Raw genomic sequence first — 24207 nt, 5'->3', positions numbered from 1 at the left:
CGGCCCACACACGGAAAGAACCCTGCCGCCTCACCGTCCGCGACTACGAGACGAACGCCGCGTCCTTATTGCAGTTACTTTGAACAATGGCATGAACCTGAGCCCCTCGGGTGCCTGGGACCCTGGCCTCGAGATCAGCTTGTGTACTTAGTACCCATTTGTGTACAGTGTACGCATGACCAAGGACCGCATACTCTCGGCCGCGAAAGCAGTGCTCGAATCCGCAGGTTTCGAGGGGCTGACCATTCGCAGCGTCGCCCAGCGAGCGGACCTCTCGCCGATGGCGCTCTATCGCCATTTCAAGAACAAGGACGAGCTGCTCAACGCCCTCATGCAGGACGGTATCTCCGCGTGGGAGGCGATCGTTCGCGGCATCCGCGCCCAAGACCCGGTGGCGTGGCTGGAGGCGCTCATGGAGGCCTATCTCGATTTCGCGCTCAAGCAGCCACACAGGTTCGACGCGGCGTTCTTCCTGCCTGCGCCCGCGGCGCGCCGGTTCCCCGATGATTTCGCCGCGGGCCGCTCGCCGGCGATTGCGCTCGCGATGGCTCGCATCGATCAGGCGAAGGCTGATGGTCGGTTCCGCGACGAGCCCACACTCGGGATCGCTGTGGCGCTCGCGGCCTACGGACAGGGATTTGTGTCGATGCAGCGCGCCAGGCGTTTCGCGAGCGACAAACAGTTCAAGGCGCTGTACCGCGCGGCGCAGCGCCAGTTCCTTGATTCCCTTAAACCGTCTGGGAAAAACGAATGATCACACTGCTGGCCGCCGTGTTGAGCGGCATCATGTTTTATCTCTCACAGGGATACGACCACGTCTGGGCACTGGTCTGGCTCGCGCCCGTGCCGCTGTTGTGGCTCGCCTATGGCCATTCGCGCACGTGGCAAGTGATCGGGGCGAGCGCCATCGCGCTCCTCAGCGGCGCAGGCTATATGTTGCAATCCCCCTATCTCCACCTCATACCGCCGCTCGTCCTCGCGTCGGTGCTGGCGGTCAATACCGGGCTGTTTTGCGTCGCGGTATGGTTTGCGCGCTTCGTGCAGCACAGGGCATCACCGCTCCTCACGTTGTTTGCGTTCCCGGCTTGTTGGACCGCCTTCGAATTCCTGATTGAACTGCAGTCCCCGAACGGCACCTACGGATCGCTCGCCTACAGCACGATGTCAGCGCCCGTCCTGATCCAGGGCGCATCGCTCTTGGGGATGTACGCCGTCACGTTCCTGATCTGCCTCTTCGCCAATACCCTCGCCATGGCGTCGCGGCTCAAACAGAATGCAGCCGCAGTCGGCCTCGGGCTGGTGATCTGTGTGGCCAATTTGGTGTTCGGTATCGTGCGGCTCGCGCACCCTCAGCCCGACGTGCTGCGGGTAGCAGGAATCGTCGATGAGACGGCCGTAGCGGATTCCTGGCGAGCGAAGACCGTGTCCGCCGATCTCGCGGTGACCGAAACCTATGCGCGCGAGATCCGTGCCGCTGCCCGGGAAGGCGCCAGATTCGTGGTTACGCCGGAAGGCGGCATGGTATCGACCCCTGCCGAACAGAGCGTGATCGTTGCGCCGCTCGTTGCCGCCGCCAGGGATACGGGTGTGCAGATCATTGCCGGCTTCCACGCTGTGACGCCGGCCGCCGACTTCGCGCTTGCGATCACGCCCGATGGCAGGATTCAGCGCTACGACAAGCGCCACCCGGTGCCAGGCCTTGAGCGCGATCTCACGCCGGGTCATGTCTCGGGCTGGTTGGGCGATGGCCGTGCCGAGGAGATCTGCAAGGACATGGATTTCCCCGACACCATTCGTTCCGATGCCGCCAAGGGCACCCGCCTGATGGGCGTGCCCGCGGGCGACATGGGCATCGATGGCTGGCAGCACGGAATCATGTCCGTGATGCGCGGCGTCGAAGGCGGATTTTCGATCGTGCGGGCTGCTAATCGCGGCCTGGTGTTCGCCAGCGACGCGCAAGGGCGCCTGATCGCCCTCAAACAGGATGCGCCTACGGGCCTGACCATGATCGTCGCCGGCCTGCCGCTGGGATCCGGGCCAACACTCTATACGCGGATCGGCAACGCCTTCCCATGGCTCTGCGGTATCTTCGCTCTCGCGCTTGGCGCAGGGCTGCCGGCCTGGCGGCGGTTGCGAAGCACCGCTCTGTTGCCGAGCGTTGAAAATTGACCAGAAAGGGAATTCCAACCTGGTCTGCAGGATTTATGGCGCAGCAAGTACGCGCAGAGGTGGTCAGTTTTCAGCGAGCGCCAATAGCCCGGTCGGACAGGCGGCCTCCGCCTCTGACACCATTGTTTGTACAAGGTGCACAAACATTGGTGTCATGCCCCTCAGATGGGCATGACGCCAAAGTGGGTGCACTTTTGGAAGCCAAAGTGCGTGCAATTCGAGACCGATGTGTACGCACTTTGCTTTCTAGCAGTCGGCAAAGTTTATGCATATCTATTTAGATCAATTATTTAAGTCTCGCCGGTTCTCGCCTAAAGCGCCCCTTTGACAACCAAAGTATGTGCTGAAAGCATTGGGTGAACGTACGCTTTCGACTGCGGATTCAGCCGGTCGATACATCGGATTGTTAGCCGGACGTGGGCCGGGTAAAGTCCAAACAGTTCAGTGATTTAAGGCTGCGTCCAGCAAGTGCGCGCAGATGTATAGCCGGACGTGCACATCCGTCTATGAGGTAGTTGGGCGGCAGCACGTTGCATCACCGTGCATTACCGAACCTTGTAGGAGGCATCATGTCTCGAGAGCTGACTTTGAAAGTCGTGATGATCGTCATCGGGCTGTTTTTTCTGGCTGGCATCTATCCGCTAGTAATGTTTTTATGGTTCTGGCCTCACGCCAATGACATCGTGCCAATGTTCCTCAGCCTTTATGTCACGCTCGGCGTTTTTATGCTGATCGCGGCGCGGAGCCCAACGGAGCATCGCAGCCTAATTTGGTTCACGGCGTGGTCTAGCTTCGCGCATACAGGCGTCATGCTGGCTCAAGCGTACAAAAACGTTAGTGGTCGCCCAGAGTTATTTGGCATGTCCGCCGTCTTGATTGTGATCGGCCTGCTACTAATTGTTCTGATGCCGGCCCAACCCGCCTCTGTACGAGGTGGTGATTAATCGCTCATTCCATCTGTCTCATCGCAAATTGCGCCGGCTGGCACCATTGTTTGTACATCCCCTCTGACACCAATGTTTGTACAACGTGTACATACATTGGTGCCATGCCCACACGATGTGCCCACGTGCAGCATGACTTCATACCCATGCACTAGTACGAACTTCGTACTACTGTTGCCTCCATCATAAGCAGAAGAGCGGGGCAGCCGTGGACGATAGCGCGGCCCAACTCAAGAAGTTTCAGAAAGAGCTGTCTACCGGCACCGTCTCGTTGGTGTTGTTGGCGGTGTTGGGGCAGTCGCGGCAGCCGCTGTATGGCTATCAGATCGCCAAGCGGTTGGAGGAACTGGGGGAGGAGGGCGTGCTGGCGGGTAAGCAGAGTGCGCTGTACCCGGTGCTGCGCAATCTCGAGGGAAGCGGCTTGCTGGCCAGCGAAGTGGAGCCCTCGGTAAGCGGGCCGCCGCGGCGTTATTACCGTATAACCCGGGTTGGGCGCGATGTGCTACGTGAGTGGATCGCAGCGTGGGAGGCCACGCGCGATTCGGTCGACAAGGTTTTGCAAGGAGACTGGCGATGAATGCAGATGCACCTAAGATGCCTAGGACGATTGCCGAATATCTTGAGCAATTGCGCGCCGCATTGCGCGGTGCTGATCCGGCATTGATCCAGGATGCGTTGTACGACGCCGAGGAACACCTGCGTGCCGAACTGGCCGAACGGCCAGGGCACAACGAAGCGGAGATGCTGGCAAAGGTCGTCGGCAGCTACGGTGCGCCGGAGGAAGTGGCGGATATTTATCGCGATCAGGAAGTGAAAACGCAGCGCGCGCTTGCCCCACCGCGGCGACCGCGTCCGAAACAGCGTTCGTGGGCCAGCCACTTCTTTGGTGTTGCGGCCGACCCACGCACGTACGGTGCGCTGTTCTACATGGTGCTCGCGCTGGCGACGGGCATCTTCTATTTCACGTGGGCAACCGTGGGCATTTCGCTCTCATTTGGCCTGGCGGTGCTGATCATCGGCATTCCGTTTATCGTGCTGTTCTTCGGTTCCGTGCGCATGCTTTCGTTAGTGGAGGGGCGCATCGTGGAGACCATGCTGGGCGTGCGCATGCCAAGGCGCCCGACGTTTTCCATGCGTGGCATGCCATTCTGGCAGCGCATTGGCGCGATGTTTCGCGATCCGCGCACATGGGGCACACTGTTTTACATGTTCCTGATGCTGCCGCTGGGCATCATCTATTTCACCCTGGTAGTGACATTGCTTTCCACGTCGCTCGCACTTGCCGCGGCACCCGTTGTGAAGCTTGTTTTTGACATGATCGGCTTCACGGATTATGGGCAGTGCGATGGGCCGGCGTGGGTGTGCGGTTGGGTGCACTTTTGGTCAGGTTGGCCCGGTGCGTTCGCCGCATGCATCGTCGGTATAGCGATGCTATTTGCCACACTGCATATCGTGCGCGTGCTCGGTTATCTGCATGGACAGATCGCGCGGCATTTTCTGGTCGCAAGGGAGTAAGCCGTCATGGAAGGCAATGCGCTGGCTACATTGGTGGGCGAATGGTTGGGCGATGAGACGATCGCGACCACGCGCTGGGGCGAAGGTGGCCCGGCTGTTGCGAAGGTGACGGCGCGTTTTGATCTTGGCGGCAAAGTGCTGCTGATGGATTACCGCGCAGAGCGTGACGGCCAGCTGGCACTGCAGGCCCATGCAGTCATCGTTGCAGGGCAAGAAGCCGGCGAATATGCCATGTATTGGTTCGACAGCTATGGCTTTACGCCTTCGCAACCGGCAACCGGCCATTGGGACGGCAAGCGCCTGGTATTTCTGCGCAGCTCACTGCGCGGGCAGACGCGGCACGTTTACGAGATGGCGGTCGATGGGGGCTATCGGCTCATCTTGGAAAGTTCGTTTGATGGTGGAGTGAACTGGGAGAGAGTGATGGAAGGTGAGTATCGACGTGTCGAGTGTGCGGCCTGAATGGGGCGCACACGAATCCTCAAGTTGGTATCTTCCAAGCGGACAGGCAAGGACGCTCATCGCTAGCGGTAGTTGAGATCGGGTGAGGAGAGTAGAAAGCTGTTCCATTCCTGCTGCGACGTGGCCTTTTTCAGCGCATCGCGTGTTGCGCTCGATAGGTAGGGCTCAATGGCCTGGTAATACAGACGCGTCGTGAGCATCGGAAAACCACCGGTGCGCGCGGTGCTGCCGGCAGGTGTAAAGAGCTGATTGTTGCCGGTACCGATGGCGCGGGCGATATCGAAACGTTTGGCCATCTGGCCGGAGCTGGACCAGGCATCACCATCGAGCGGCCAGCCGTCGGGTGTGATGCGTCCAAACAACGGTTGATCGAGCTGATTGAGCCAGCCAACCAAAGGCTGCGCATTGGCAATGGGTGTGCCATCGAATGCAAGGCGCACGGATGAAACCACGAATTGCATCGGGTCTTTGAACTTCTTGCCGGCTTGTGTGAACAGGGCTTGTGACTGGAACATCACGCGCACCACCTGGGCGATATCACCGTCGGTGCGCTGAAAGGTGCGAGCCATGCGGGACACCAGCATGGGCGGCGGATCGTCGGAAACAAAATACCGCGCAAGTTCGAGTGATATGAAATGCGCGCACGCCGGTTGTCGCACGATCATATCGATGGCTTGTTTCACTTCATCGAATCCGCGGCCTTTGATGGTTTGCCCAAGTAGTACCTTGTCGCTGAAATCGTGGCGCTGCGGGTTGAACTCGAATATGCCGTGGCGCACGACGAGCGGAGCCATTTGCGGATTGAAGTTCTGCGGCTTTCCATCTACCGGCGCAAGGCCAACGCCGGTGAGTATCAGCGCCAATTGCTGCACATCCTGCTGCGTGTAGCCGCCATTGACGCCCAGCGTATGCAATTCCATCAGCTCGCGTGCGTAGTTTTCGTTGACGTGTCCCTTTGCGTTTTGCGCGTTATCGAGAAATTCGAGCATGGCGGGGCTTTGCAGCGTGGCCATCACCAAATCGCGAAACCTGCCCAGTGCGTGCGGACGAATGACGTTTTGTTCGTAATCGGCCAATTCCCAGCGCACGCGGCCTTTGCCGGCGTAAACGCTGAAATGATTTAGCCAGAACCACACCAGTTGTTCCTTGAGCTGGTTCTGGCCATAGATGGCGTGTAGCAACTCAAACTGCTGTGCTTGCAACACGAGTTGGTTGCTCTGCGCCTGGATGGCTTTGTTTGCGGCCTGCTTTTCAGGGCCATCCGGCAGGGTGCGAAGTTGCTGTTGTTGCTGCTGCAGGGAGGTCAGCACGAGTTCCACAGGTGTGTGGAATGCCTCATAGCCTGTAATTTGCGCGTTGATGTCGGCGGGCAACGCGTCGCCGAGTTCATCCTTGAGTTGCTTGTCCAGCAACACGTTTCGGCCCAATGTGCGATAACGCGCCACCGTGGCGGTGTCCAGGCCGAAACTATCGCGATGTAGCCATGCGATGTCGTTTGGGTTCAAGTTTGAGGTAGTGGCGGCTTGGATCGGCACCACTGCCAGTAGCAAGCTCAGTGACAGCGCCAGAAATGCCAGGGCAATGAGCCGCATGCGGTGTTTTCCACGAGTCGCCGATGATGGATCTTGCAAAGACAGCCAGTGTTACACCAATTGAAGATCCTGCGGCTTGGCTTGCGGGAACACGGCCTGCAACTGATTGCCACTCAATCCCCACATACGCGCGAGCAATCCGCCATACACATCGCGATAGTTGTTGAGCACTTTGTAATCGCGATTTTGCAACAGGTTCTGCTGCGTTACGGCGATCTGCTCGCCAGCGATGCGGCCGCCACTGACCTTGCCACCCATGATCCAATGCACCGTGCCATGGCCGTGATCGGTGCCGCGATCGCCGTTTTCGCGAAATGTACGGCCGAATTCCGAAACGACCACCACGACGGTGTTGTTCCATTCGTTGCCGAGCGCGGCGGCGTAGGCGGCGAGGCCCGCGCCAAGGTTACGCAAGTTGTTGGCGAGGCCACCGGTGACATTGCCTTGGTTCACGTGCGTGTCCCAACCGCCCACATCGACAAAGCCGAGGCGATATTGATCGCGCATCAAGGTCGCAATGCGCTGTGTTTCCTGGGCGAAGCCCGATGCGTTGGGTGCGCCACGGCTGGCGGCGACCATTTCATCGCGTAGATCCTTGGAGACGGTCGTGCGCAGGCTCAGGCCATCGGCGGCGGCCGAAGCCAGGGGTGTGTTCTGGTACATGCCGGCGAGAATCGCCGATTGGCGTTGGTCGAAATGCGCCTTGGTGTCGCCTTTGAGCGAGATGTTGGGAATATCCCTGCTCGCGCCCTGAAAACTCAAGGGCAGGCTGTTGGTGAAAGCGATCGCAGGCACACCTGCGAGCTGGCTGGACAGGCGCGCGAGGAAGCCGGAACGATAGTTGCCTCCTGCGCCGAGCGGTTCGCCCCGTTCGATATTGTCTTGGGTCTCGAAATGGCTGCGGGAGAGGTCGTCCGTGCCCGCAAACGGAATGAACGCGACCTGTTTCCTTTCCCACAACGGATAGATCGAATCGCGCAATACCGGATTCAAACCCCAATTCGAATCCAGCGCGATGACGGTGTGCGGGTCGTTGGCATTGGGTTTGGCGATAGCGATGGTGGGGCGCGATTCGTAGTAGAAATCGCTGCTATAGGGCACCAGGAAGCTGTTGCAGTCATAGCCGCCACGCAGGAAGACGAACAGGAAACGCGGCGATTGCGGCGGCGCTGCAAAAAGACGGCCGGAAAAAGACAGCGCGGGAAGCGCGGCAGCGCTGGCAGCGGCAAGCAGAAATTCGCGACGATTCATGGCGACCCTCGACTCAGCGGTAATTGAAATCAGGCGACGACAACAAGAAGGTGTTCCACTCCATTTGCGAGGTCGCCTTGGCGAGCGCGTCGCGCGTAGACGTGGACAAGGTTGGTGCGAGTGTTTGCTGGAACAGCGTGGAATTGAGCATCGGCGGCCCGTTGTGCGGTACTTCGCCATCATCGCTGGCGAACAGCCGGTTGCGACCGCTGCCGATGGCACGCGCCACATCGAAACGTTTCGCCATCTGCCCGGAACTGGACCAACTGGCGTTGTCGCTGGCCCAGCCATCCGGCGTGATGTGGCCGTACACGGGTTCGGCCATTTGATTGAGCCAGCTGATCAGCGGCTGGGCGTTGGTGATCGGTTTGCCGTCATAGGTGAGACGCATCGCCGAAACCAAAAATTGCGTGGGATCCTTGAACTTCTTGGCGTTGCCGCGGGTGATATCGTTGGACAGGAACATGGTGCGCAGCACGGCAGCGATATCGCCGTCCGTGCGCTGGAATGTTTTGGTCATGGCATCCACCAATTCAGGCGGTGGATTGTCGGAGACAAAATAGTCGGCAAGCTTGCGCGATATGAATTGCGCGCACGCCGGTTGATGCACGATCAAATCCACGGCTTCATCGATTTCATCGAAGCCGCTGCCATGGATGGTATGGCCGAGAAACTGCTTGGTTGAGAAATCGTGCCTGCCTGGCAAGAACACGAACAACCCGTTGTGCACGATGCCGGGGCGCTGATTGAGGAAACCGCCGTCGACACCGTCGATGACATTGGCGCCGCGTTGTGGGGCGATGCCCGCACCGGTAAGGATCAATGCCAGTTGCTGCACGTCTTGCTGGGTATAACCGGCGTTTACGCCTAGCGTATGCAGCTCCATCAGTTCGCGTGCGTAGTTCTCGTTGGTTTTGCCGCGCACGTTATGCGCGTTGTCCAGATACAGCTGCATGGCCGGGCTTTCCAGCGTGGCCATGACCAGATCCTTGAACTTGCCCAGCGCATGCGGGCGAATCGCGTTTTCTTCGTAGTCGGTGGCGAACAGGCCGACTTCGCCCTTGGCTGCATAAATATTGAAGTGGTTGAGCCAGAACCACACCATTTGCTCGCGCAGCTGGTTGCGGCCATAAATCGCGCGCAGGAGTTCCACCTCGGCGCTCTGTTTGTAAAGTTCGCGGCGGTATTTCTGGAAGTTTTTCTTCGCCATTTCCTTGTCGGCGATGTCGGCGGCATCGATGGCTTTCACTTTTTTCTGTTGATCGCGGTAATCGGCGATCAGTTTTGCCGGCGAGGTGTTGTAGACCGGGTAGCTGTCGATCATGGGCGCGACGGCCGGGGGCAGGGGGTCATCGCCGCCGGCCAGTGCTTCATCGAGAAAGCGCGTGCGCCCCAGTTCGCGGTAGCGCTCGATGGTTGCGCTATCCAGGCCGAACGTCGCGCGGCGCAGCCAGGCAACGTCGTCTGCGCTCAGGGGCGCGGTGCCGTAGGCCTTCAGCGGAAATGCGCAGGCTAGTGGTACGCATGCCAGAACGAGAAAACCCACATATCTCAAGCGTGATAAGCGTGCTGATGCAGCGGTAATTCTGAGCATGGCGTCCCCCTCGGCACTTATGCCCTCAACGTCCGTTCGCGCCTCGCGCTGACCGGTGTGGCGCGAAACGTGGCGGATATTCGGCCGTGATTCACAAAATTTCTCACGGACACCTTAAAGCAGCGTTACTATGCCTCGCTTTTTAGGGCTCAAGCATGCGCAAAGCTTACGATCAGGCTTATTTCGACAAGTGGTACCGTCACCCGAAATACGCGGTGAGGTCGGCGGCCGCCCTGAAGCGCAAAGTCGCGATGGTGGTGGCGCAGGCGGAGTATTACCTGGGCCGGCCTGTCCGCAACGTGCTGGATGTTGGCTGTGGCGAAGGGGTGTGGCGGGCACCGCTACGCGCGTTGCGGCCCGGCCTCGATTACCGTGGGCTGGATGCCAGTGAATACGTGGTGCAGCGCTTCGGGCGCAGCCGCAATATTGGACTGGCCAGTTTTGGTCAGCTCGCACAACTGCGTTTCGATACGCGCTTCGACGTGATTGTGTGCACGGACGTGTTGCATTACCTCGCGCCGGCGGAAATACGCGCTGGTCTTAATGGCATTGCTGAAATGCTGGAAGGCATCGCGTTTTTGGAGGTATTTACCCGCCGCGACGATCTGGAGGGTGATCGCCATGACCTGCGCTTGCGGTCGCCGGCGTGGTATCTGCGCGAGTTCCGCGACGTGGGTTTGTTGCCGTGCGGCTCGCATTGTTACCTGGGGCCGCGGTTGGAAAGGCAGGTGGCTGCGTTGGAGCGGGCGTGGAGCGATTGAACGCCTCGCCGGAATGACGGTGAGGGTGAATGGGGCTCGGAGTTAGACCAACCTCAGAGTTAGACCAACATCACATTCGCACCTGCGCTACGCAGGGCGTCCACCATGTCTTCCGGCGCGCTGGTATCGGTAATGACGATATGCAGGTTCTGCACGGGCGTGATCACTGAAAGGCTGCGTTGCCCAAGTTTGCTGGCGTCGAATACGGCAATGGTCTCGCGGGAGACGCGGATCATCAGTGCGTTGAGTGAGGCTTCCAACGGGTCGGGCGTGGTGACGCCTACTACCGGATCGAGGCCATCCACGCCGAGGAAGAGTTTGTCTGCCGAGATGCGTGAAAGCGCCTGTTCCGCATCGGGCCCCACCAGTGAATACGAGGTTTGGCGCAAGAGTCCGCCGAGCATCATCACGCGGATGGTGGGTAAGCCCGAAAGCTCTAGCGCGATGTTCAGCGCGTTGGTGACCACGGTAAGCGACTCGAACTTCATCTGGCGAATTTGACGGGCGATTTCCACCGTGGTGGAACCGGAATCGAGGATGATGGTTTCGCCGTCGTTGATGAGTTTGGCAGCCGCCTGGCCGATGCGTAGCTTCTGCGGATGCGAGCGCGTTTCCTTGATGTTGAGCGGCACATCGTTGGTAACGGTCTGCGCGGCCGGCAGGGCGCCACCGTGCGAGCGCGCAATGGCGCCGGTGCGCGCCAGCGATTCAAGGTCGTTGCGGATGGTGACCGTGGAGGTGCCAAAGCGGACGGCCAGTTCTTCCACGGTGGCGCGGCCGTTGGCTTCGATATGGTCGACAATCAGGCGTCGGCGCTCCTCGACCAGCAAACGTTGCGGGGGCAGGGCGGCGGCGCGTGGTTCATTCATGGCGGAAGCTTTAGCAGTCTGGCAGCGTTGTCATGGTATATCTTGCGCAGAACGCTGTCTTTCAGGCCCAGGCCGTAGATGGACCAGCGCCCCTGGGGTGGGGTCTGGGCGGGGGCATAGTCGAAGTATTCGTCCTCGGTTTCCAGGAAGCGGTAATAGATCTCGTAGAGCTCGTCGCAGAACAGCTGCTGGGGGACGTCGTCGCCATAGGGGGAAGGCACCGCATCGGTTCCGAACAGGATGCGGTCCTGGTAGCGGTCGAAAAACCGTTGCGCCGTGCGTGGCTGACGGCCTAGTTCACCGATCCGCGCGCTGATGTCCACCAGGGTATTGGGGAAGCGTTCCAGGCAGTCCGCTACCGCCTCCAGGTTCTCCGCCCAGTTACCCACGTGCATGAGCGCAAAGGTGGTGTTGGGGTGACGCGCGATGACGCGGTCGCGCGCGGCGAGCAATTCCTGATTGCTGGGGAACGCCGGCCCGTAGAACGACCAATCCGGATGGTTGCTCAATTCCTCGTAGCGCTCGTTGTGTTCATCGGTTGGCAGAAAAAACGCCTCCGGGTCGGAGACATGCATGAACACCGGCATGCCGTAAGCCGCACAAGCTTCCCACATGGGATCGAAGCGGCGATCGTCCACTGCCACCAGTGGGCCGGTATCGAGCTCCTCGCGCAGATACAGCCCCAGCGTTTTAAGCAGTTTCAAGCCACGCGCGCCGACGCTGTGCGCGTGCGCCATCGCATCGGCCTGCATCTGCGGATAGTTGGATGCGGGAAAGTGCTCGTAGGAGGGTTCGGTAAGCGTGATGAACCGGCCGGGCGCGGCTTTGTCGAACAGGTCGATGCTGCGCTCCAGCCCTTTGCCGACGCCGCCGGTGAGGTTGACCAGCGTGCGCACACCTTTGCGGTCCATCACGGGCAGCAATGCATCGGGGGTGGCAAATACCACTATGTCTTCGCCTACCGATACGCCATTGCGCACCTTGCTGGACCAGGTGAGATGCGCGTGTGCGTCGATCACCGGAAAGCGCGGGCGTTCAATGCGGTTTTTCTCCACGCGCAGCATGCTGCGTGGTTTGAAATCCTTTAGCCGAAGCTCGCTTTTGTTCTGGTCGGGCGCGGTTTGCAGCGGGTTTTTACTGCTGGCGCGAATGGTGAGCCCATCACGCGGCGGAGCACAGCAGAAGCAGCCGGCGCGGGTTTGCGTGCGGAAGGACCAGGCAGAGGGGATCGGTTTGCGTTGGCGGTTTGACATCGCTTTGCTTGCGCTGGCCTGCAAAAGATTGAAGAGGTAAGCCTCGCAGGAGGCTTTCTATCGTCATGGCGGGCTGCGCCGCCATGATGGGTAAAGCCATCGCCTCAGCTCCCTCCTGGCCGCAATGCCGCAAGCATACCGGCCAGGAGGGACGGGCGCCGCACATCACTGCCGGGAGCCGGGGAGGGGACTGCCGGCGGCAGGAGCGCGGGATTCAGCGCGGATATCTGGCCATGATCTGATGCACCTGCTTGACCAGCGCAATCGCCTGATCGAGCGGACGCAGCCACATGTTGCGCCCGAACATCACGCCAGTGGCGCCGGACGCCATGTAGAACTCCACCTTGCGCAGCACCGCCGCATCGTCGTCATTCTTTTCGCCACCGGAGAACAGCACCATAGTGCGGCCGGCCGAGCGCACTACGCGTTGCGTGCGAGCCGAGGCATCTTCGTGCAGCGTGTCGTAGGGCTTGGGCACGTTGGCGGTGTTGTCGTCGGGCTCATGTAGCTTGACGATGTCGGCCCCCAGCTCCAGCGCGACGCGTGCGGCGTAATCTTGCGCATAGAGGCTGCCTTTGCCGCCTTTGGCATCAATCGCGGCACCGCGCGGATACGACCACAGCACGAGCGGCATAGCATAGCGCTCACAATCCTGCCGCACCTTTTCGAACTGGCGAAACTCATCGTGCTGACGCGGCGAACCCACATACATGGTGTAACCCACCGCGTCCGCGCCCAGCCGAACGGCATCTTCCACCGAGGCGAACAGCGGCGAGGTGGCGTCCGCATCGCTGGGGATGTTGGTCTTGCCGTTGAGCTTGAGGATCAGCGGAATCTGCCCGCACCACTCGCCCATGTACTTCTCGGCCAGGCCTACGCCTAATGCGATAGCGGAAAAATTCCCCTCCACCGCGAGCCGGAACTGGTATTCCGGGTCGACGGCCGGTGGATGAGGGAAAAAATCGGTGGGGCCGTGCTCCAGTCCCTGGTCCAGCGGTAACACCAGCATGCTGCCATTGCGCGGACCATGTCCGTACATCAGGCGCCACAGGCGGGTTCGCTTGCCGTGGGAGAGGGTGAGGCGAGAAAACTTTTCGGAAGTTTTCGAAAGGTATTGTAACGAGTCTTTCATTTCGAATACTCTGGAGGCGTCATCGAATGATTTCACATTCGAGCGAATTGGGCAAAATGTCAAGTCTTCATAAGAAAACGAAAGAAAAAAGCATGCTGGATACACTGCGAGGACAATCCCCCCAAGCGCAGCAGGCCGCCGGTTACGCCGACACCCTGCGCGAGATCCTGCAACAGCCCGCCACCTGGCGGGATACCTTCGGCTTGCTGCAAGGCACAGTAGCGCAGCGCGTGCTGGCCAGGGCGCTCGACCCGCGTCCGCCACATGTCGTGCTGACTGGGTCGGGCAGTTCCATGTATATCGGCCAGTGCCTTGCACCGCTGCTGCAAGCGGGCTTGGGTGTATCCGTGCAGGCCATCGATGCAGGTAGCTTGCTCACGCATTGGCGCAGTGTGCTGCCGCCAGGACCGGGTCTTCTGATCTCGTTAGCGCGTTCGGGGGATAGCCCGGAAAGTGCTGGCGTAGTGAACACCCTGCTGGCCGAAGCGCCGCAGTGGCGGCATCTGGTGATCACCTGCAACGCGCAGGGCAAGCTCGCCACGCAGTATCGCGATGAGCCGCGCCTCGCCGCGCTGGTGCTGGACGAGCGCACCAACGACCGCAGCCTGGTGATGACCAGCAGCTTCACCAATCTCGTGCTGGGCGGCCTGGGCTTGCTGCACGCCGCGCCCGCTGCGCTTACCGCCGACGGTGTCGAGACGGCGGCCGCGAATGTGCAGCGCATCTTCGATGCGCACGCCGACGCCATCGCCACCCTCGCGCAACGCGACATGCGTTCGGCCGTCTATCTGGGTAGCGGTGCCGCCTTTGGCGCAGCACGCGAAGGGGCCTTGAAGATGCTGGAAATGACGGGCGGCCAGGTCGTTACGCTGTCCGAAACATTCCTCGGTTTGCGCCATGGGCCGATGTCGTTCGTCCATCCGCACACGTTGGTGGTGGCCATGTTGTCGGCCGATCCAGCGGTGCGCCGCTACGAATGCGATCTGCTGCGCGAGCTCTCGCGCAAGCAACTGGGTTTGGCGAAGCTGGTGGTGGGGCCTGATATTCCCGAGGATGTGCTCGATGCGGATGACGTGGCGATCGACCTGGCATCGGCCGCCTCCAATGCAGACGTGTCGGCGGCGTTGGCGGGCGTGGTGGTGGCGCAGCTGCTGGCGTTCTTCCGTTGCCTGCATCTGGGCGGCAAGCCCGATACGCCGTCTGAAGGCGTGCTTACGCGCGTGGTCGAAGATTTCGCGCTGCATGGGGCCGCGCCATGACACCGCGCGAGCAGCCCCTGCGCATCCTGGTGATCGGCGAGATCAACGTGGACTTCGTGTTCAAGGGTTGTCACGACTTGCCCGCGCCGGGCAAGGAAGTGCTGGCCGATGATTTCGTGATGACGCCAGGCAGCTCATCGATGATCTGTGCGATGGGCTTGGCGCGCTTGGGCGATCCGGTGACGTTTCATGGACTTCTTGGCGCGGATGCGTCGGGCACCTTTTGTCTGGAGGCATTGCGCGAGGCGGGTATCGATGTTTCCACGTTGCGGCCGAGCCATGCCTTGCGCACCGGTGTCACGGCGTCGCTGTCCACGCCGCAGGATCGCGCGTTGGTGACCTTTGCGGGTGCCATTTGGGCCTTGCGTGCCGAAGACGTCGACGATGCATGGCTCAAACGCGCGAATCATCTGCACATCTCCTCGTACTATCTGCAAAAGTCCTTGCGCCCGGGGTGTCGCGAGCTCTTCGCGCGCGCATCGGCGGCGGGCCTGACCACGTCGCTCGACCCGGGCTTCGACCCGGCGCAAGGCTGGGAAGATGATCTGCTCAGCACTTTGAACAACGTCGATGTATTTCTTCCCAACGAACAGGAACTGCAGGCGATCACCCGTCTTGATGATGTGCGCGAAGCGTTGCGGGCCGTGCAAAACGGCCGCACGCGCACCGTGGTAAAGCGTGGTCGCACCGGTTGCGCAAGCCTGCACGATGATCAGTGGCTGGAAGTGCCCGCCTATGCGATCGAAGCGATCGACACCACCGGTGCCGGCGATTCCTTCGACGCGGGATTCCTGCATGCCTGGTTGCGCAGGATGCCGTTGGTCGATTGCATGCGCTGGGGCAGTGCATGCGGCAGCCTCTCCACGCGCGGCGTCGGTGGCACGACGCGGCAGGCTAGCGTGGATGAAGTGATGGCCTTGTTGGCGGAGGCATCGTGATCACCGTCGCCGGCTTCAACACCGCCATTGATCGCTTCATCCAGATCGACGCGCTGACGCCCGGTGAAGTGCATCGCGTGCGCGAAGAAAAAATCTATCCCGGCGGGAAGGGTGTGCATGTCGCACAGACCATCGCCGCGCTCGGTGAGCGCGTGCGCCTGATCGGACTGGTGGATGCAGCGAACCGGTCGCTTATTTCACGCCAGATGAGCGCACGCGGTGTGCTGTTCCGCGGCGTCGATATCGAAGGTGAATTGCGGCATTGCCTGGCGCTGCAAGAAGCCGGCGGCAGCATCACAGAAGTGCTCGGGCAGGGGCCGCAGCTCAGCCGGAGCGAACAGGATTCGCTGCTGCGCGAATTCCGCCAGAGCGCCGAAGCGAGCGATTTGGTGATCCTTACCGGCAGTCTGCCGCGCGGTTTCGATGACGCCTTGTATGCCGCGCTGGTGGATGACATCAACGCATGGGGTAAACGCTGCCTGGTCGACGCCAGTGGCCAAGTGCTGCGTCATGCCGTTGCTGCCAAGCCTTACCTGATCAAGCCCAATCGCGACGAAATCAGCGAGCTGGTCGGGCATCCGGTGATCAACGTTGACGCTGCAGCAATGGCGGTCGCCGCGCTACGCGAACGCGGCATCGCCATGCCGGTGGTGAGCTTGGGCGATCTGGGCGCCGTTGCCGCGGACGATACCGGCATGTGGCACGCGCAGCTCCCATCCGTACACGTTCGCAACGCGGTGGGTTCGGGCGATTGTTTTCTCGCGGGCATGGCGGTGGCCATGCAACGACGCATGCCGCTTGAGCAAGCGCTGCGTTTGGGCGTGGCCTGCGGTGTCGCCAATGCGCAATCGGAAGAAACAGGGTTTGCAGAGCGCAGCGTGGTGGAGTCGCTGCTTCCGGCCGTGAAGGTTCAACGCATACATCATGCGCCGAGCCTTCAGGCCGGGTCGCCACAGTGATGGTGGCATAGGTTGTAGGTACAAAAAAACCAAGTCCAGGCCGCATAGATGGGGGCGGTCATGGAGACGTGCGCGCATGCGGAAGGCGATCTTCACGTGATGCGACATCACAAATATGGGAGGGCAGGTTCTGATGTGTGCAACGATTCTAAAGTTTGATGGCGGGACACGCGGTACGACGTGCGGCAACGCTTCTTCAAAAACCTCGCGACGCAGAGTGCTGGCAGCGATCATCGGCACGTTGCTGATTTCGGCAGGCGCGCACGGGCAATCGACCACCAGCAACATTTATGGGCAGGTGACGCCCGGCAAGGGTCTAAGCGTCGTCATCCGCAGCGACACGGGTGTGACCCGCCAGGTCGGCACCGATAGTAATGGTCGCTACAACGCCACCCAACTGCCCGTTGGCACCTATACCGTAAGCCTGGTCCGCGACGGCACGGTGGTGCAGACACATCAGCCTGTCGTGTTGAACGTGGGTGTCGGTGTGAACGTGTCATTTGCCGAGCAACCGGTGCAGGCCGAGCAATTGGCGGGCGTGTCGGTGTCCGCCAACAGCGTGCCGCCGATCGATGTCAGTTCGGTGGACTCGCGCACAGTGATTACGGCGCAGCAGTTGGCCGCACTCCCGCTGGGACGGACGGCCGAGGCGGCGGCGCTGCTTGCCCCTGGCGCTGTACCCGATGGCGGTGGCTTTTCCAGTACGACGGGCGCTGCGCTGCCCAGCTTCGGCGGCTCGTCGGTCGAAACGAACGCGTATTACATCAATGGATTCAACACGACCGATCCGTGGCTTGGGCAAGGCGGCATCACGCTGCCCTACGGTTCGATTTCGCAGGAAGAAGTCTATACGGGTGGCTATAGCGCCCAGTACGGCCGTTCCGATGGTGGTGTGCTCAACTTGATCGGCAAGAGCGGAACCGACGAGTGGCATTTTGGTGGGCAAGTCGAGTACACACCGGCCGGACTCGTTGGCACGCAGGCCAATACGTATTACGCGAACGGTTTGCCTCCTTCGCCGGTGGCAGGAAACCTGTTCGATCCCAACAGCAGGAACAGCCAGTGGACATCTGTCTACGACGCTTATGTGGGCGGTCCGATCATCAAGGACAAGCTGTTCTTCTTCCTTTCTGCTGAAATGAGCAATGTGGGTGGCCAGTCGGTCGGTCCGGTGGCCTCCAGCGAGGGCAGTCCGATCAACGCGGGTGGTATCGCGTCAGCGCCGGGTACGGCCGAGAATTACAAGCAACACCTGCCGAAGTGGTACGCCAAGATCAATTGGAACATTACGGACAAGAACCTGCTCGAATTGACGGCCGCGTCCAGCAAGCAAGAGACGTCCGGCACGGTCTATGACTACGATTATAAAAACCTGCAGGAAACCACGTTGGCAGGATATGCCAACGACACCAAGAGCGGCGGCAATTTCTGGTCGGCCAAGTTCACCAGCTACATCACAGACGACCTGACTTTCACGGCCTTGTATGGCCAGATGAAAACCTTCGATTACAGCGTCCCTGTGGGCTACGACCCCGGCGCGACATACATTTCCGGTGCCACTTTCCAAAATCCCGCGCTCAATAACGGGGTGCCCAACAACGGCGATCAAATCGTCAGCTCGCTGACCAACCCGTACTACACCACCAACAACCTGCGACTGAGCCTCACTTATGTGCTCGGCGATCACACGATTACGGCCGGTATCGATAACTTGCAATCCCGCGCCCTGAATCAGCTGACGGAGGTTTCCGGCCCCGGTTATTACTGGAACTATGGCTCTACGCCAAATCCAACGCAGGCGCTGGTGCCGGCCCTGGGCGTAGGGCCGATTGCCAATTATCCGAATGGGGCGTCGGGTTACTACGTAAGCAAGAACATTTCCACCCAGGGCGGCAACCTGACCGCGGTGCAACACGCCGAGTACATCGAAGACCAGTGGCAGGTCACTGATCGCTGGCTGTTGTCGTTGGGTTTGCGTGATGACGGTTTCACCAACTACAACGCCGCGGCCGAGCCCTACATGCGGCAGACCAAGCCGCAGTGGTCGCCACGCGTAGGCTTCAGTTGGGACGTTAATGGCGATGGCAGCTTCAAGGTGTACGGCAATGCCGGCCGCTATTATCTCGGCGGATTGCTTGTCACCGGCCTGGAGGCCAATCCGGTACTGATAACGCAGCAGTACTACACCTACAGCGGCATTGCTGCGAATGGCACGCCGACGGGACTGACGCAGGTGTCCGGCCCCGTGTCAGCGAACAATTTCTATGGCCAGACCCCCAATCCGAATACGGTCACTGCGCAAAACCTGAAGTCCGAGGATCAAGACGAATTCATCCTGGGCTTTACCAAAACGCTTGGCTCATCCTGGATCTATGGTGCCAAGGCGATGCAGCGCAGCCTGCAGCATGACGTCGAGCAAGACTGCGATGATCAGGTCATTATCAACAAAGCGGCCTCGATAGGCATTGACGATGTCAGCAATGCCACCTGCTACTACTTCAATCCGGGCCAGGCCAACACCTTTGCCGTGCAGGACCCCAGCGGCGCTTTCCACAACGTGACGTTGACCAACGCCGAGTTGGGCTTGCCGAATTTGTCGCTCAAGTACTACAGCCTCGAAACGTTCCTGGAGCATCCGTTCGACGGGCACTGGTACGGCAAGATCGACTACTTGTTCTCGCGTAGCTATGGCAACACCGAGAGCTTGGGCGAGACGGACATCCAGGCGCTTGCTGCCAACTTGGACACGTACTGGAATTTCCCCCAGCTGATGGAATACGCCGGTGGACCGCTGGGCCAGGATCACACGCACCAGATCAAGGCTTATGGGTACTATCAGATCACGCCGGAGTGGCAAGTTTCAGCAAACCTCACGCTGATCTCGGGTGGTCCCAAGAACTGTCTGGGTTTGTATGGTCCGAACCAGACCGATCCCGACGGCTACGGTTCGCTCTATAACTGGTGTAACGGTCAACCAGCACCGCCGGGTGCTGCCGGCCGTCTGCCGTGGATGAAGCAAGTCGACATCGGTATCCGCTACCGCCCGGCGTTCGCGCAGCATAAGCTGGGTTTCAGCCTGGACGTGGTCAATCTGTTCAACAGCCAGGCGCCGCTCAACGAATACGCCGAGTACAACACCGGTACGGTGCCGGCGGCGCCGAATCCGCTTTATGCAACGCCGATGTTGTTGCAGGTGCCGCGTTATGTGCGCTTTGGCATGACGTACGACTATTGATCGGGCTCGTGACTGCGCGTCTGAGCGTCGCAAAGGTCCTTGATGCTTGCGATGTTCAGGCGCTGGTTTAATTAGAAGGATTGATTCACATGCCACATTCATTGAAGCGGTGCCGTTTTCCTTATGCCGTGGTGCGACATAGATTGTTGGCATTGAGCACGGCGGCGCTGCTTTTGGGTGGCGTGACCACCGCCTCCAGCTCGTTCGCTGAAGCAACGTCGGGCACGTATGCTTTCGGCAATGCAGCGATAGCGGTGAAGTGGCAGCCGGAACATGGACATGTCGGTGCGCTGGTAGTGACCGATCACGTCAATCAGCGCAATATCTCGATCGTTTCGCCGTTCGCCTTGAGCTTTCGCGATGGCCATACCGTGGATGCTTCGCAACTGACCCTGCTTGCGGCGCCCAAGGACGTGGCGCTCAAGGCCGATCCCGATGCGTCGCGCGAAGCGGAACGCCTGCCGGGGCACGCGATCGAAGCGAGCTTCGGCGATGCCGATGGTCGCATTCGTGTGGATTGGCAATGGGTGCAGCGCGAGGGGAGCGATTACCTGCGTGAGATCGTCACGGTCACGGCGCTGAAGCAGAACGAAGACATCTCGCGTATCGATCTGCTGCAACTGAAGGCCGATCACGCCGAAGTAATAGGCACCGTGCAGGGTTCGCCCGTCGTATCCGGGCGCGATTACTTCGGCTTCGAGCAGCCGTTGTCCAGCAGCGAAGTGCGAGGCGACACGATCCATCTGTGGATGGATGAAGGCTTGCCCTTGCCCAAAGGGCAATCGGTGACGTACTCCGCGGTGGTCGGCGTCACGCACGACGATCAACTCCGGCGTGACTTCGCCGCCTACGTGGAACGCGAGCGGGCGCATCCTTATCGTCCGTTCCTGCATTACAACTCCTGGTACGACATCGGCTACTTCACGCCGTATACCGAGGCGGAGGCGCTCAACCGTATCAACACGATCGGTGAGCAGTTGAGCGTCAAGCGCGGCGTAAAGCTCGACTCCTTCCTGTTCGACGACGGGTGGGACGATCGCAGTGGCAGTTGGCATTTCAGCAAGGATTTCCCGCATGGTTTCGTGCCATTGAAAGAAGCAGCGGCGAAATACGGTGCTGCGCCGGGTGTGTGGCTGTCGCCATGGGGCGGCTACAGCACACCCAAGCAGGAGCGCCTGAAGAACGGCAAGGTCGCCGGTTACGAAATCATCGATGGCGGGTTCGCGCTTTCGGGTCCCAAGTACTATCAGCGCTTCCACGACGCCGTCATGGATCTGTTGAACAAGGACGGCATCAACCAGTTCAAGTTCGACGGTACGGGCAATGTCAGCAGCGTATTTCCCGGTAGCCGCTTTACCAGCGACTTTGCCGCGGCGATTCAATTGATCGAGGACATCCGCAAGGACAAGCCCAATACTTACATCAACCTCACCACCGGCACGTGGGCCTCGCCGTTCTGGTTGCGTTATGCCGATTCCATCTGGCGCGGCGGCGAGGATGACTGGCATGCGGGCGTGGGCAGCGAGCGCGAGCAGTGGATCACCTATCGCGACCAGCAAACGTACGAAAACATCGTGATTCAGGGGCCGCTTTTCCCGATCAACTCGCTGATGCTTCACGGCATCATTTATGCGCAGATGAACAAGCGGCTCAATACCGATCCGGGCCATGACTTTCCCAACGAAGTGCACTCCTATTTCGCCACCGGTACGCAACTGCAGGAGATGTACATCACACCTTCTTTGCTCAGCAAAGAGGATTGGGATGTGCTGGCCGACGCCGCCAAGTGGTCGCGCGCCAATGCGGACGTGCTGCGCGATACACATTGGATCGGTGGCGATCCGGGGCGGCTCGATGTCTATGGCTGGGCCGCGTGGTCAGCGAAGAGGTCGATCATCACGCTACGCAATCCGGATGCGCATGCGCAGGTGGCGGTGATCGATCTGCAGCGGCAGTTGCAGCTTCCCGGCGGGGCGTCCCGATACTTCCATGTGCGTGATGTTTGGCATAGCGGCAAGAACGTGCCGAAGGAACTTGATGCCGATCATGTGAGCACCATCACGCTGGCGCCGTTCGAAGTATTGACCCTTGAATTGACGCCTTGAGGTACCCTCCAGCGCTCGTCGACTGCGTGATGCCCGGTTTGTTTTTCCGTTTGCAAAAACGTGCCGCTCAAGGTAAGGCCGGTTCTTCATACGCCGGAAGATAAGGAAGAGCACGCGCGCGACGTTGGGCAGGTCACCGAGATGAGGGATGTATGCAACGCCGCGATTTTCTTCGATTCGCTCTGCTGACACCGCTGGCCGCAGCGATACCGCTGGCCGAAGGCGCAACGTCTGCAAAACCGGCGGTTGAGCCCAGGCCCGACGGCAGGGCGCGCCGTTTCGAACTGGGCCGTCGCGAATTCCTGCTGGACGGCGCGCCATTCCAAATCCGCAGCGGCGAAATGCATCCGGCGCGCATCCCGGCGGAGTACTGGCAGCACCGCATCCGCATGGCCAAGGCGATGGGGCTCAACACCATCGCGGTCTGCTTGATGTGGAACTACTTCGAAAGCGAGCCCGGTGAGTTCGACTTCACCACGGAGCGCCGCGATTTCGTTCGCTTCATCCATTTATGCCAGCAGGAAGGCATGTGGGTATATCTGCGGCCCGGTCCCTATGTGTGTGCCGAGTGGGATCTGGGTGGACTGCCGGCGTACCTGCTGCGCGATCCCAGCATCCGCGTGCGCACCAAGGACGATGCGCGCTACATGGCCGCCGTGCAGCGCTACATGAGTGCGGTAGGGCCGAAGCTTGCGCCTTTGATGGCCAGTCAGGGCGGCCCGGTTTTGATGGTGCAGATCGAGAACGAATACGCCTCGTTCGGGCACGATCTCGACTATCTCCTGCGTTTGCGCACGATGTGGCAGGCGCAAGGTATCGAAGGTCCGTTCTCGATCGCCGACGGGCTGGCGGAAATCCAGAAGACCCACACCTATGTGCCAGGTGCCGCGCTGGGCCTGGACGGCGATATGGATTTCGCCGCCGCCCAGACCATCGCCGGCGATGCGCCCGTGTGGGAGAGCGAGGGTTATCCAGGCTGGTTGACGCATTGGGGCGACATCACCTTCCAAAGCGGCCAATACGCGCCGACCTTGCGCCGGCTGTTGGCCGAAGGCCGTTCGTTCAACATGTACGTAGTGCATGGCGGCACCAACTTCGGCTTCACCGCCGGCGCCAATGCGCGCGACGATTACGCGGACTTCGAACCGGTCATCACCAGCTACGACTATGGCGCGCCCATCAATGAACGTGGCGAGCCGACCGCCGATTACCGTACCTTCCGCGCCTTGATCACGGCGCACGTGTCGCACCCGGTTCCCGATCCACCGCCGGCTCCGCCGACGACGCACTTTGACGATGTGATCGCACGCCCCTACGCATCGGTCTGGGATAACTTGCCGCTGCCGGCGCGCATGGTGAAGAAGCCTGATTCGAACGAGATTCTGTTCGCGCAGAACAGCGGCATGGTGGTGTATCGCAAGACGCTGTTGAACGGCGGCATGCTCAACATGGAAGGTCTGCGCGATTACGGCACGGTGTTCAGCGATGGCAAGTATCTGGACTACGTCTCGCGCGTGAACAAACCCGGTTTGCATGTGAAGCATTACGTGGATATTCCGCCGCCCGCCAACGGTGCGGGAACGATCGTCGACATTCTTGTTGATAGCTTCGGCCACGTGGGCTATGGACAGGCGATGTACGACTTCAAAGGCATCGTCGGTGCAGTAACGCTCGATGGCGAGGAGCTGCAGGATTGGCAGGCGCACAGTTTGCTGATCGATGAGGCATACGTGGCTGGTCTCCCGCCCATGCTGAGCGATTCGCCATCGGCACTTCGTCCAGGTTTGTTCTTCAAGGCAATCGTTACACTCGACAAGCCCGGTGATTGCTATCTCGATATGAGCGACTGGGACAAGGGCTACGTGTGGGTGAACGGTAAGCTGTTAGGGCGCTATTGGCGGATTGGTCCGCAGCAGCGGCTTTATTGTCCGGCGCCGTGGTTATCGCGCGGACGCAATGAATTGCTGGTGTTCGATATGCATCGGGTGGCGCCGACGACGATTCGTTGCAATGATCGGTTGCAGGGCTGAAGCCATCGCTCCCTCCCCTACGTGTAGTAGGGGAGGATTGGGGTGGGGTGAAGCAATCTCGCCTCACGTTGAAATAGCGCGGCAAGCTTGTGCAACCCCACCCCAGCCCTCCCCTGCAAGCAGGGGAGGGAGCTTACAT

The 24207-nt window shown here is 60.3% G+C and carries 19 protein-coding genes; 13 read left to right on the top strand and 6 right to left on the bottom strand.

Annotated features, from left to right (window positions below; translation table 11 throughout):
- The first annotated feature begins 175 nt into the window (after positions 1-175).
- The 6 genes from DWU98_RS11215 to DWU98_RS11190 all read left to right on the top strand — a co-directional run bounded on the left by DWU98_RS11215 (position 176) and on the right by DWU98_RS11190 (position 5090).
- Positions 176-754, top strand: a complete 579-nt coding sequence (locus DWU98_RS11215; protein ID WP_115495658.1) for a TetR/AcrR family transcriptional regulator — start codon at positions 176-178, stop codon at positions 752-754.
- Complete coding sequence (locus tag DWU98_RS11210; protein ID WP_115495657.1) at positions 751-2169, top strand: nitrilase-related carbon-nitrogen hydrolase; 1419 nt, start codon at positions 751-753, stop codon at positions 2167-2169. Before DWU98_RS11215 ends, DWU98_RS11210 begins: the two co-directional genes overlap by 4 nt.
- A 569-nt stretch (positions 2170-2738) precedes the next feature.
- The gene (locus DWU98_RS11205; RefSeq protein ID WP_115495656.1) at positions 2739-3113 is read left to right on the top strand and encodes a DUF6632 domain-containing protein; all 375 of its coding nucleotides are present in this window, start codon (positions 2739-2741) and stop codon (positions 3111-3113) included.
- Between the two features lie 208 nt (positions 3114-3321).
- Positions 3322-3690 carry a PadR family transcriptional regulator gene (locus DWU98_RS11200; RefSeq protein WP_115495655.1) on the top strand — a complete coding sequence of 123 codons (369 nt, stop codon included), beginning with the start codon at positions 3322-3324 and terminating at the stop codon, positions 3688-3690.
- The gene (locus DWU98_RS11195; protein ID WP_115495654.1) at positions 3687-4628 is read left to right on the top strand and encodes a sensor domain-containing protein; all 942 of its coding nucleotides are present in this window, start codon (positions 3687-3689) and stop codon (positions 4626-4628) included. The genes DWU98_RS11200 and DWU98_RS11195 overlap by 4 nt, the downstream gene beginning before the upstream one ends.
- Before the next feature lie 6 nt (positions 4629-4634).
- Positions 4635-5090 (top strand): DUF1579 family protein, encoded by a 456-nt coding sequence (locus tag DWU98_RS11190; protein ID WP_115495653.1) that lies wholly within the window; start codon positions 4635-4637, stop codon positions 5088-5090.
- 62 nt (positions 5091-5152) lie between these two features.
- Here the strand turns inward: DWU98_RS11190 and DWU98_RS11185 are convergent, their stop codons facing one another.
- From DWU98_RS11185 to DWU98_RS11175, 3 genes are read right to left on the bottom strand one after another with little or no spacing between them, the layout of a single operon-like run.
- Complete coding sequence (locus DWU98_RS11185; RefSeq protein ID WP_115495652.1) at positions 5153-6682, bottom strand: DUF1800 domain-containing protein; 1530 nt, start codon at positions 6680-6682, stop codon at positions 5153-5155.
- 51 nt (positions 6683-6733) lie between these two features.
- Entirely contained in the window at positions 6734-7933 is a 1200-nt protein-coding gene (locus DWU98_RS11180; RefSeq protein ID WP_115495651.1) for a DUF1501 domain-containing protein, read from the bottom strand.
- A 13-nt stretch (positions 7934-7946) separates the two neighbouring features.
- The gene (locus DWU98_RS11175) at positions 7947-9527 is read right to left on the bottom strand and encodes a DUF1800 domain-containing protein (RefSeq protein WP_115495650.1); all 1581 of its coding nucleotides are present in this window, start codon (positions 9525-9527) and stop codon (positions 7947-7949) included.
- A 155-nt stretch (positions 9528-9682) separates the two neighbouring features.
- Here DWU98_RS11175 and DWU98_RS11170 point away from each other — a divergent pair, with 155 nt between their 5' ends.
- The gene (locus tag DWU98_RS11170; RefSeq protein WP_115495649.1) at positions 9683-10288 is read left to right on the top strand and encodes a class I SAM-dependent DNA methyltransferase; all 606 of its coding nucleotides are present in this window, start codon (positions 9683-9685) and stop codon (positions 10286-10288) included.
- Between the two features lie 59 nt (positions 10289-10347).
- Here DWU98_RS11170 and agaR read toward each other — a convergent pair whose 3' ends face one another.
- The 3 genes from agaR to DWU98_RS11155 all read right to left on the bottom strand — a co-directional run bounded on the left by agaR (position 10348) and on the right by DWU98_RS11155 (position 13542).
- Positions 10348-11157, bottom strand: coding sequence for a transcriptional repressor AgaR (gene agaR / locus DWU98_RS11165; protein WP_115495648.1), 810 nt, complete (start codon positions 11155-11157; stop codon positions 10348-10350).
- A complete protein-coding gene (locus DWU98_RS11160; protein WP_115495647.1) occupies positions 11154-12410 on the bottom strand; it encodes an amidohydrolase family protein in 1257 nt (418 codons plus the stop codon). The genes agaR and DWU98_RS11160 overlap by 4 nt, the downstream gene beginning before the upstream one ends.
- Positions 12411-12624: 214 nt before the next feature.
- Complete coding sequence (locus DWU98_RS11155; protein WP_115495646.1) at positions 12625-13542, bottom strand: class I fructose-bisphosphate aldolase; 918 nt, start codon at positions 13540-13542, stop codon at positions 12625-12627.
- Positions 13543-13634: 92 nt separating this feature from the next.
- On the opposite strand from DWU98_RS11155, the gene DWU98_RS11150 reads away from it, so the two are divergent.
- The 6 genes from DWU98_RS11150 (at position 13635) to DWU98_RS11125 (ending at position 24068) form a co-directional block, all read left to right on the top strand.
- Complete coding sequence (locus DWU98_RS11150) at positions 13635-14801, top strand: SIS domain-containing protein (RefSeq protein ID WP_115495848.1); 1167 nt, start codon at positions 13635-13637, stop codon at positions 14799-14801.
- Positions 14798-15739: a carbohydrate kinase family protein gene (locus DWU98_RS11145; RefSeq protein ID WP_115495645.1), complete on the top strand. Its 942-nt coding sequence runs from the start codon at positions 14798-14800 to the stop codon at positions 15737-15739. Before DWU98_RS11150 ends, DWU98_RS11145 begins: the two co-directional genes overlap by 4 nt.
- The gene (locus tag DWU98_RS11140; protein ID WP_115495644.1) at positions 15736-16698 is read left to right on the top strand and encodes a 1-phosphofructokinase family hexose kinase; all 963 of its coding nucleotides are present in this window, start codon (positions 15736-15738) and stop codon (positions 16696-16698) included. The genes DWU98_RS11145 and DWU98_RS11140 overlap by 4 nt, the downstream gene beginning before the upstream one ends.
- Before the next feature lie 217 nt (positions 16699-16915).
- The gene (locus tag DWU98_RS11135) at positions 16916-19933 is read left to right on the top strand and encodes a TonB-dependent receptor (RefSeq protein WP_230474806.1); all 3018 of its coding nucleotides are present in this window, start codon (positions 16916-16918) and stop codon (positions 19931-19933) included.
- An 89-nt stretch (positions 19934-20022) separates the two neighbouring features.
- Positions 20023-22038, top strand: coding sequence for an alpha-galactosidase (locus tag DWU98_RS11130; RefSeq protein WP_230474805.1), 2016 nt, complete (start codon positions 20023-20025; stop codon positions 22036-22038).
- A 152-nt stretch (positions 22039-22190) separates the two neighbouring features.
- Positions 22191-24068 carry a beta-galactosidase gene (locus tag DWU98_RS11125; RefSeq protein WP_115495642.1) on the top strand — a complete coding sequence of 626 codons (1878 nt, stop codon included), beginning with the start codon at positions 22191-22193 and terminating at the stop codon, positions 24066-24068.
- Positions 24069-24207 lie beyond the last annotated feature (139 nt).

It is taken from the genome of Dyella monticola (genome assembly GCF_003363155.1).
In the GTDB taxonomy this organism is placed as follows: domain Bacteria; phylum Pseudomonadota; class Gammaproteobacteria; order Xanthomonadales; family Rhodanobacteraceae; genus Dyella_B; species Dyella_B monticola.
Note: the sequence above shows the minus strand (reverse complement) of the source record. Positions and strands in the feature narration are given on the sequence as shown.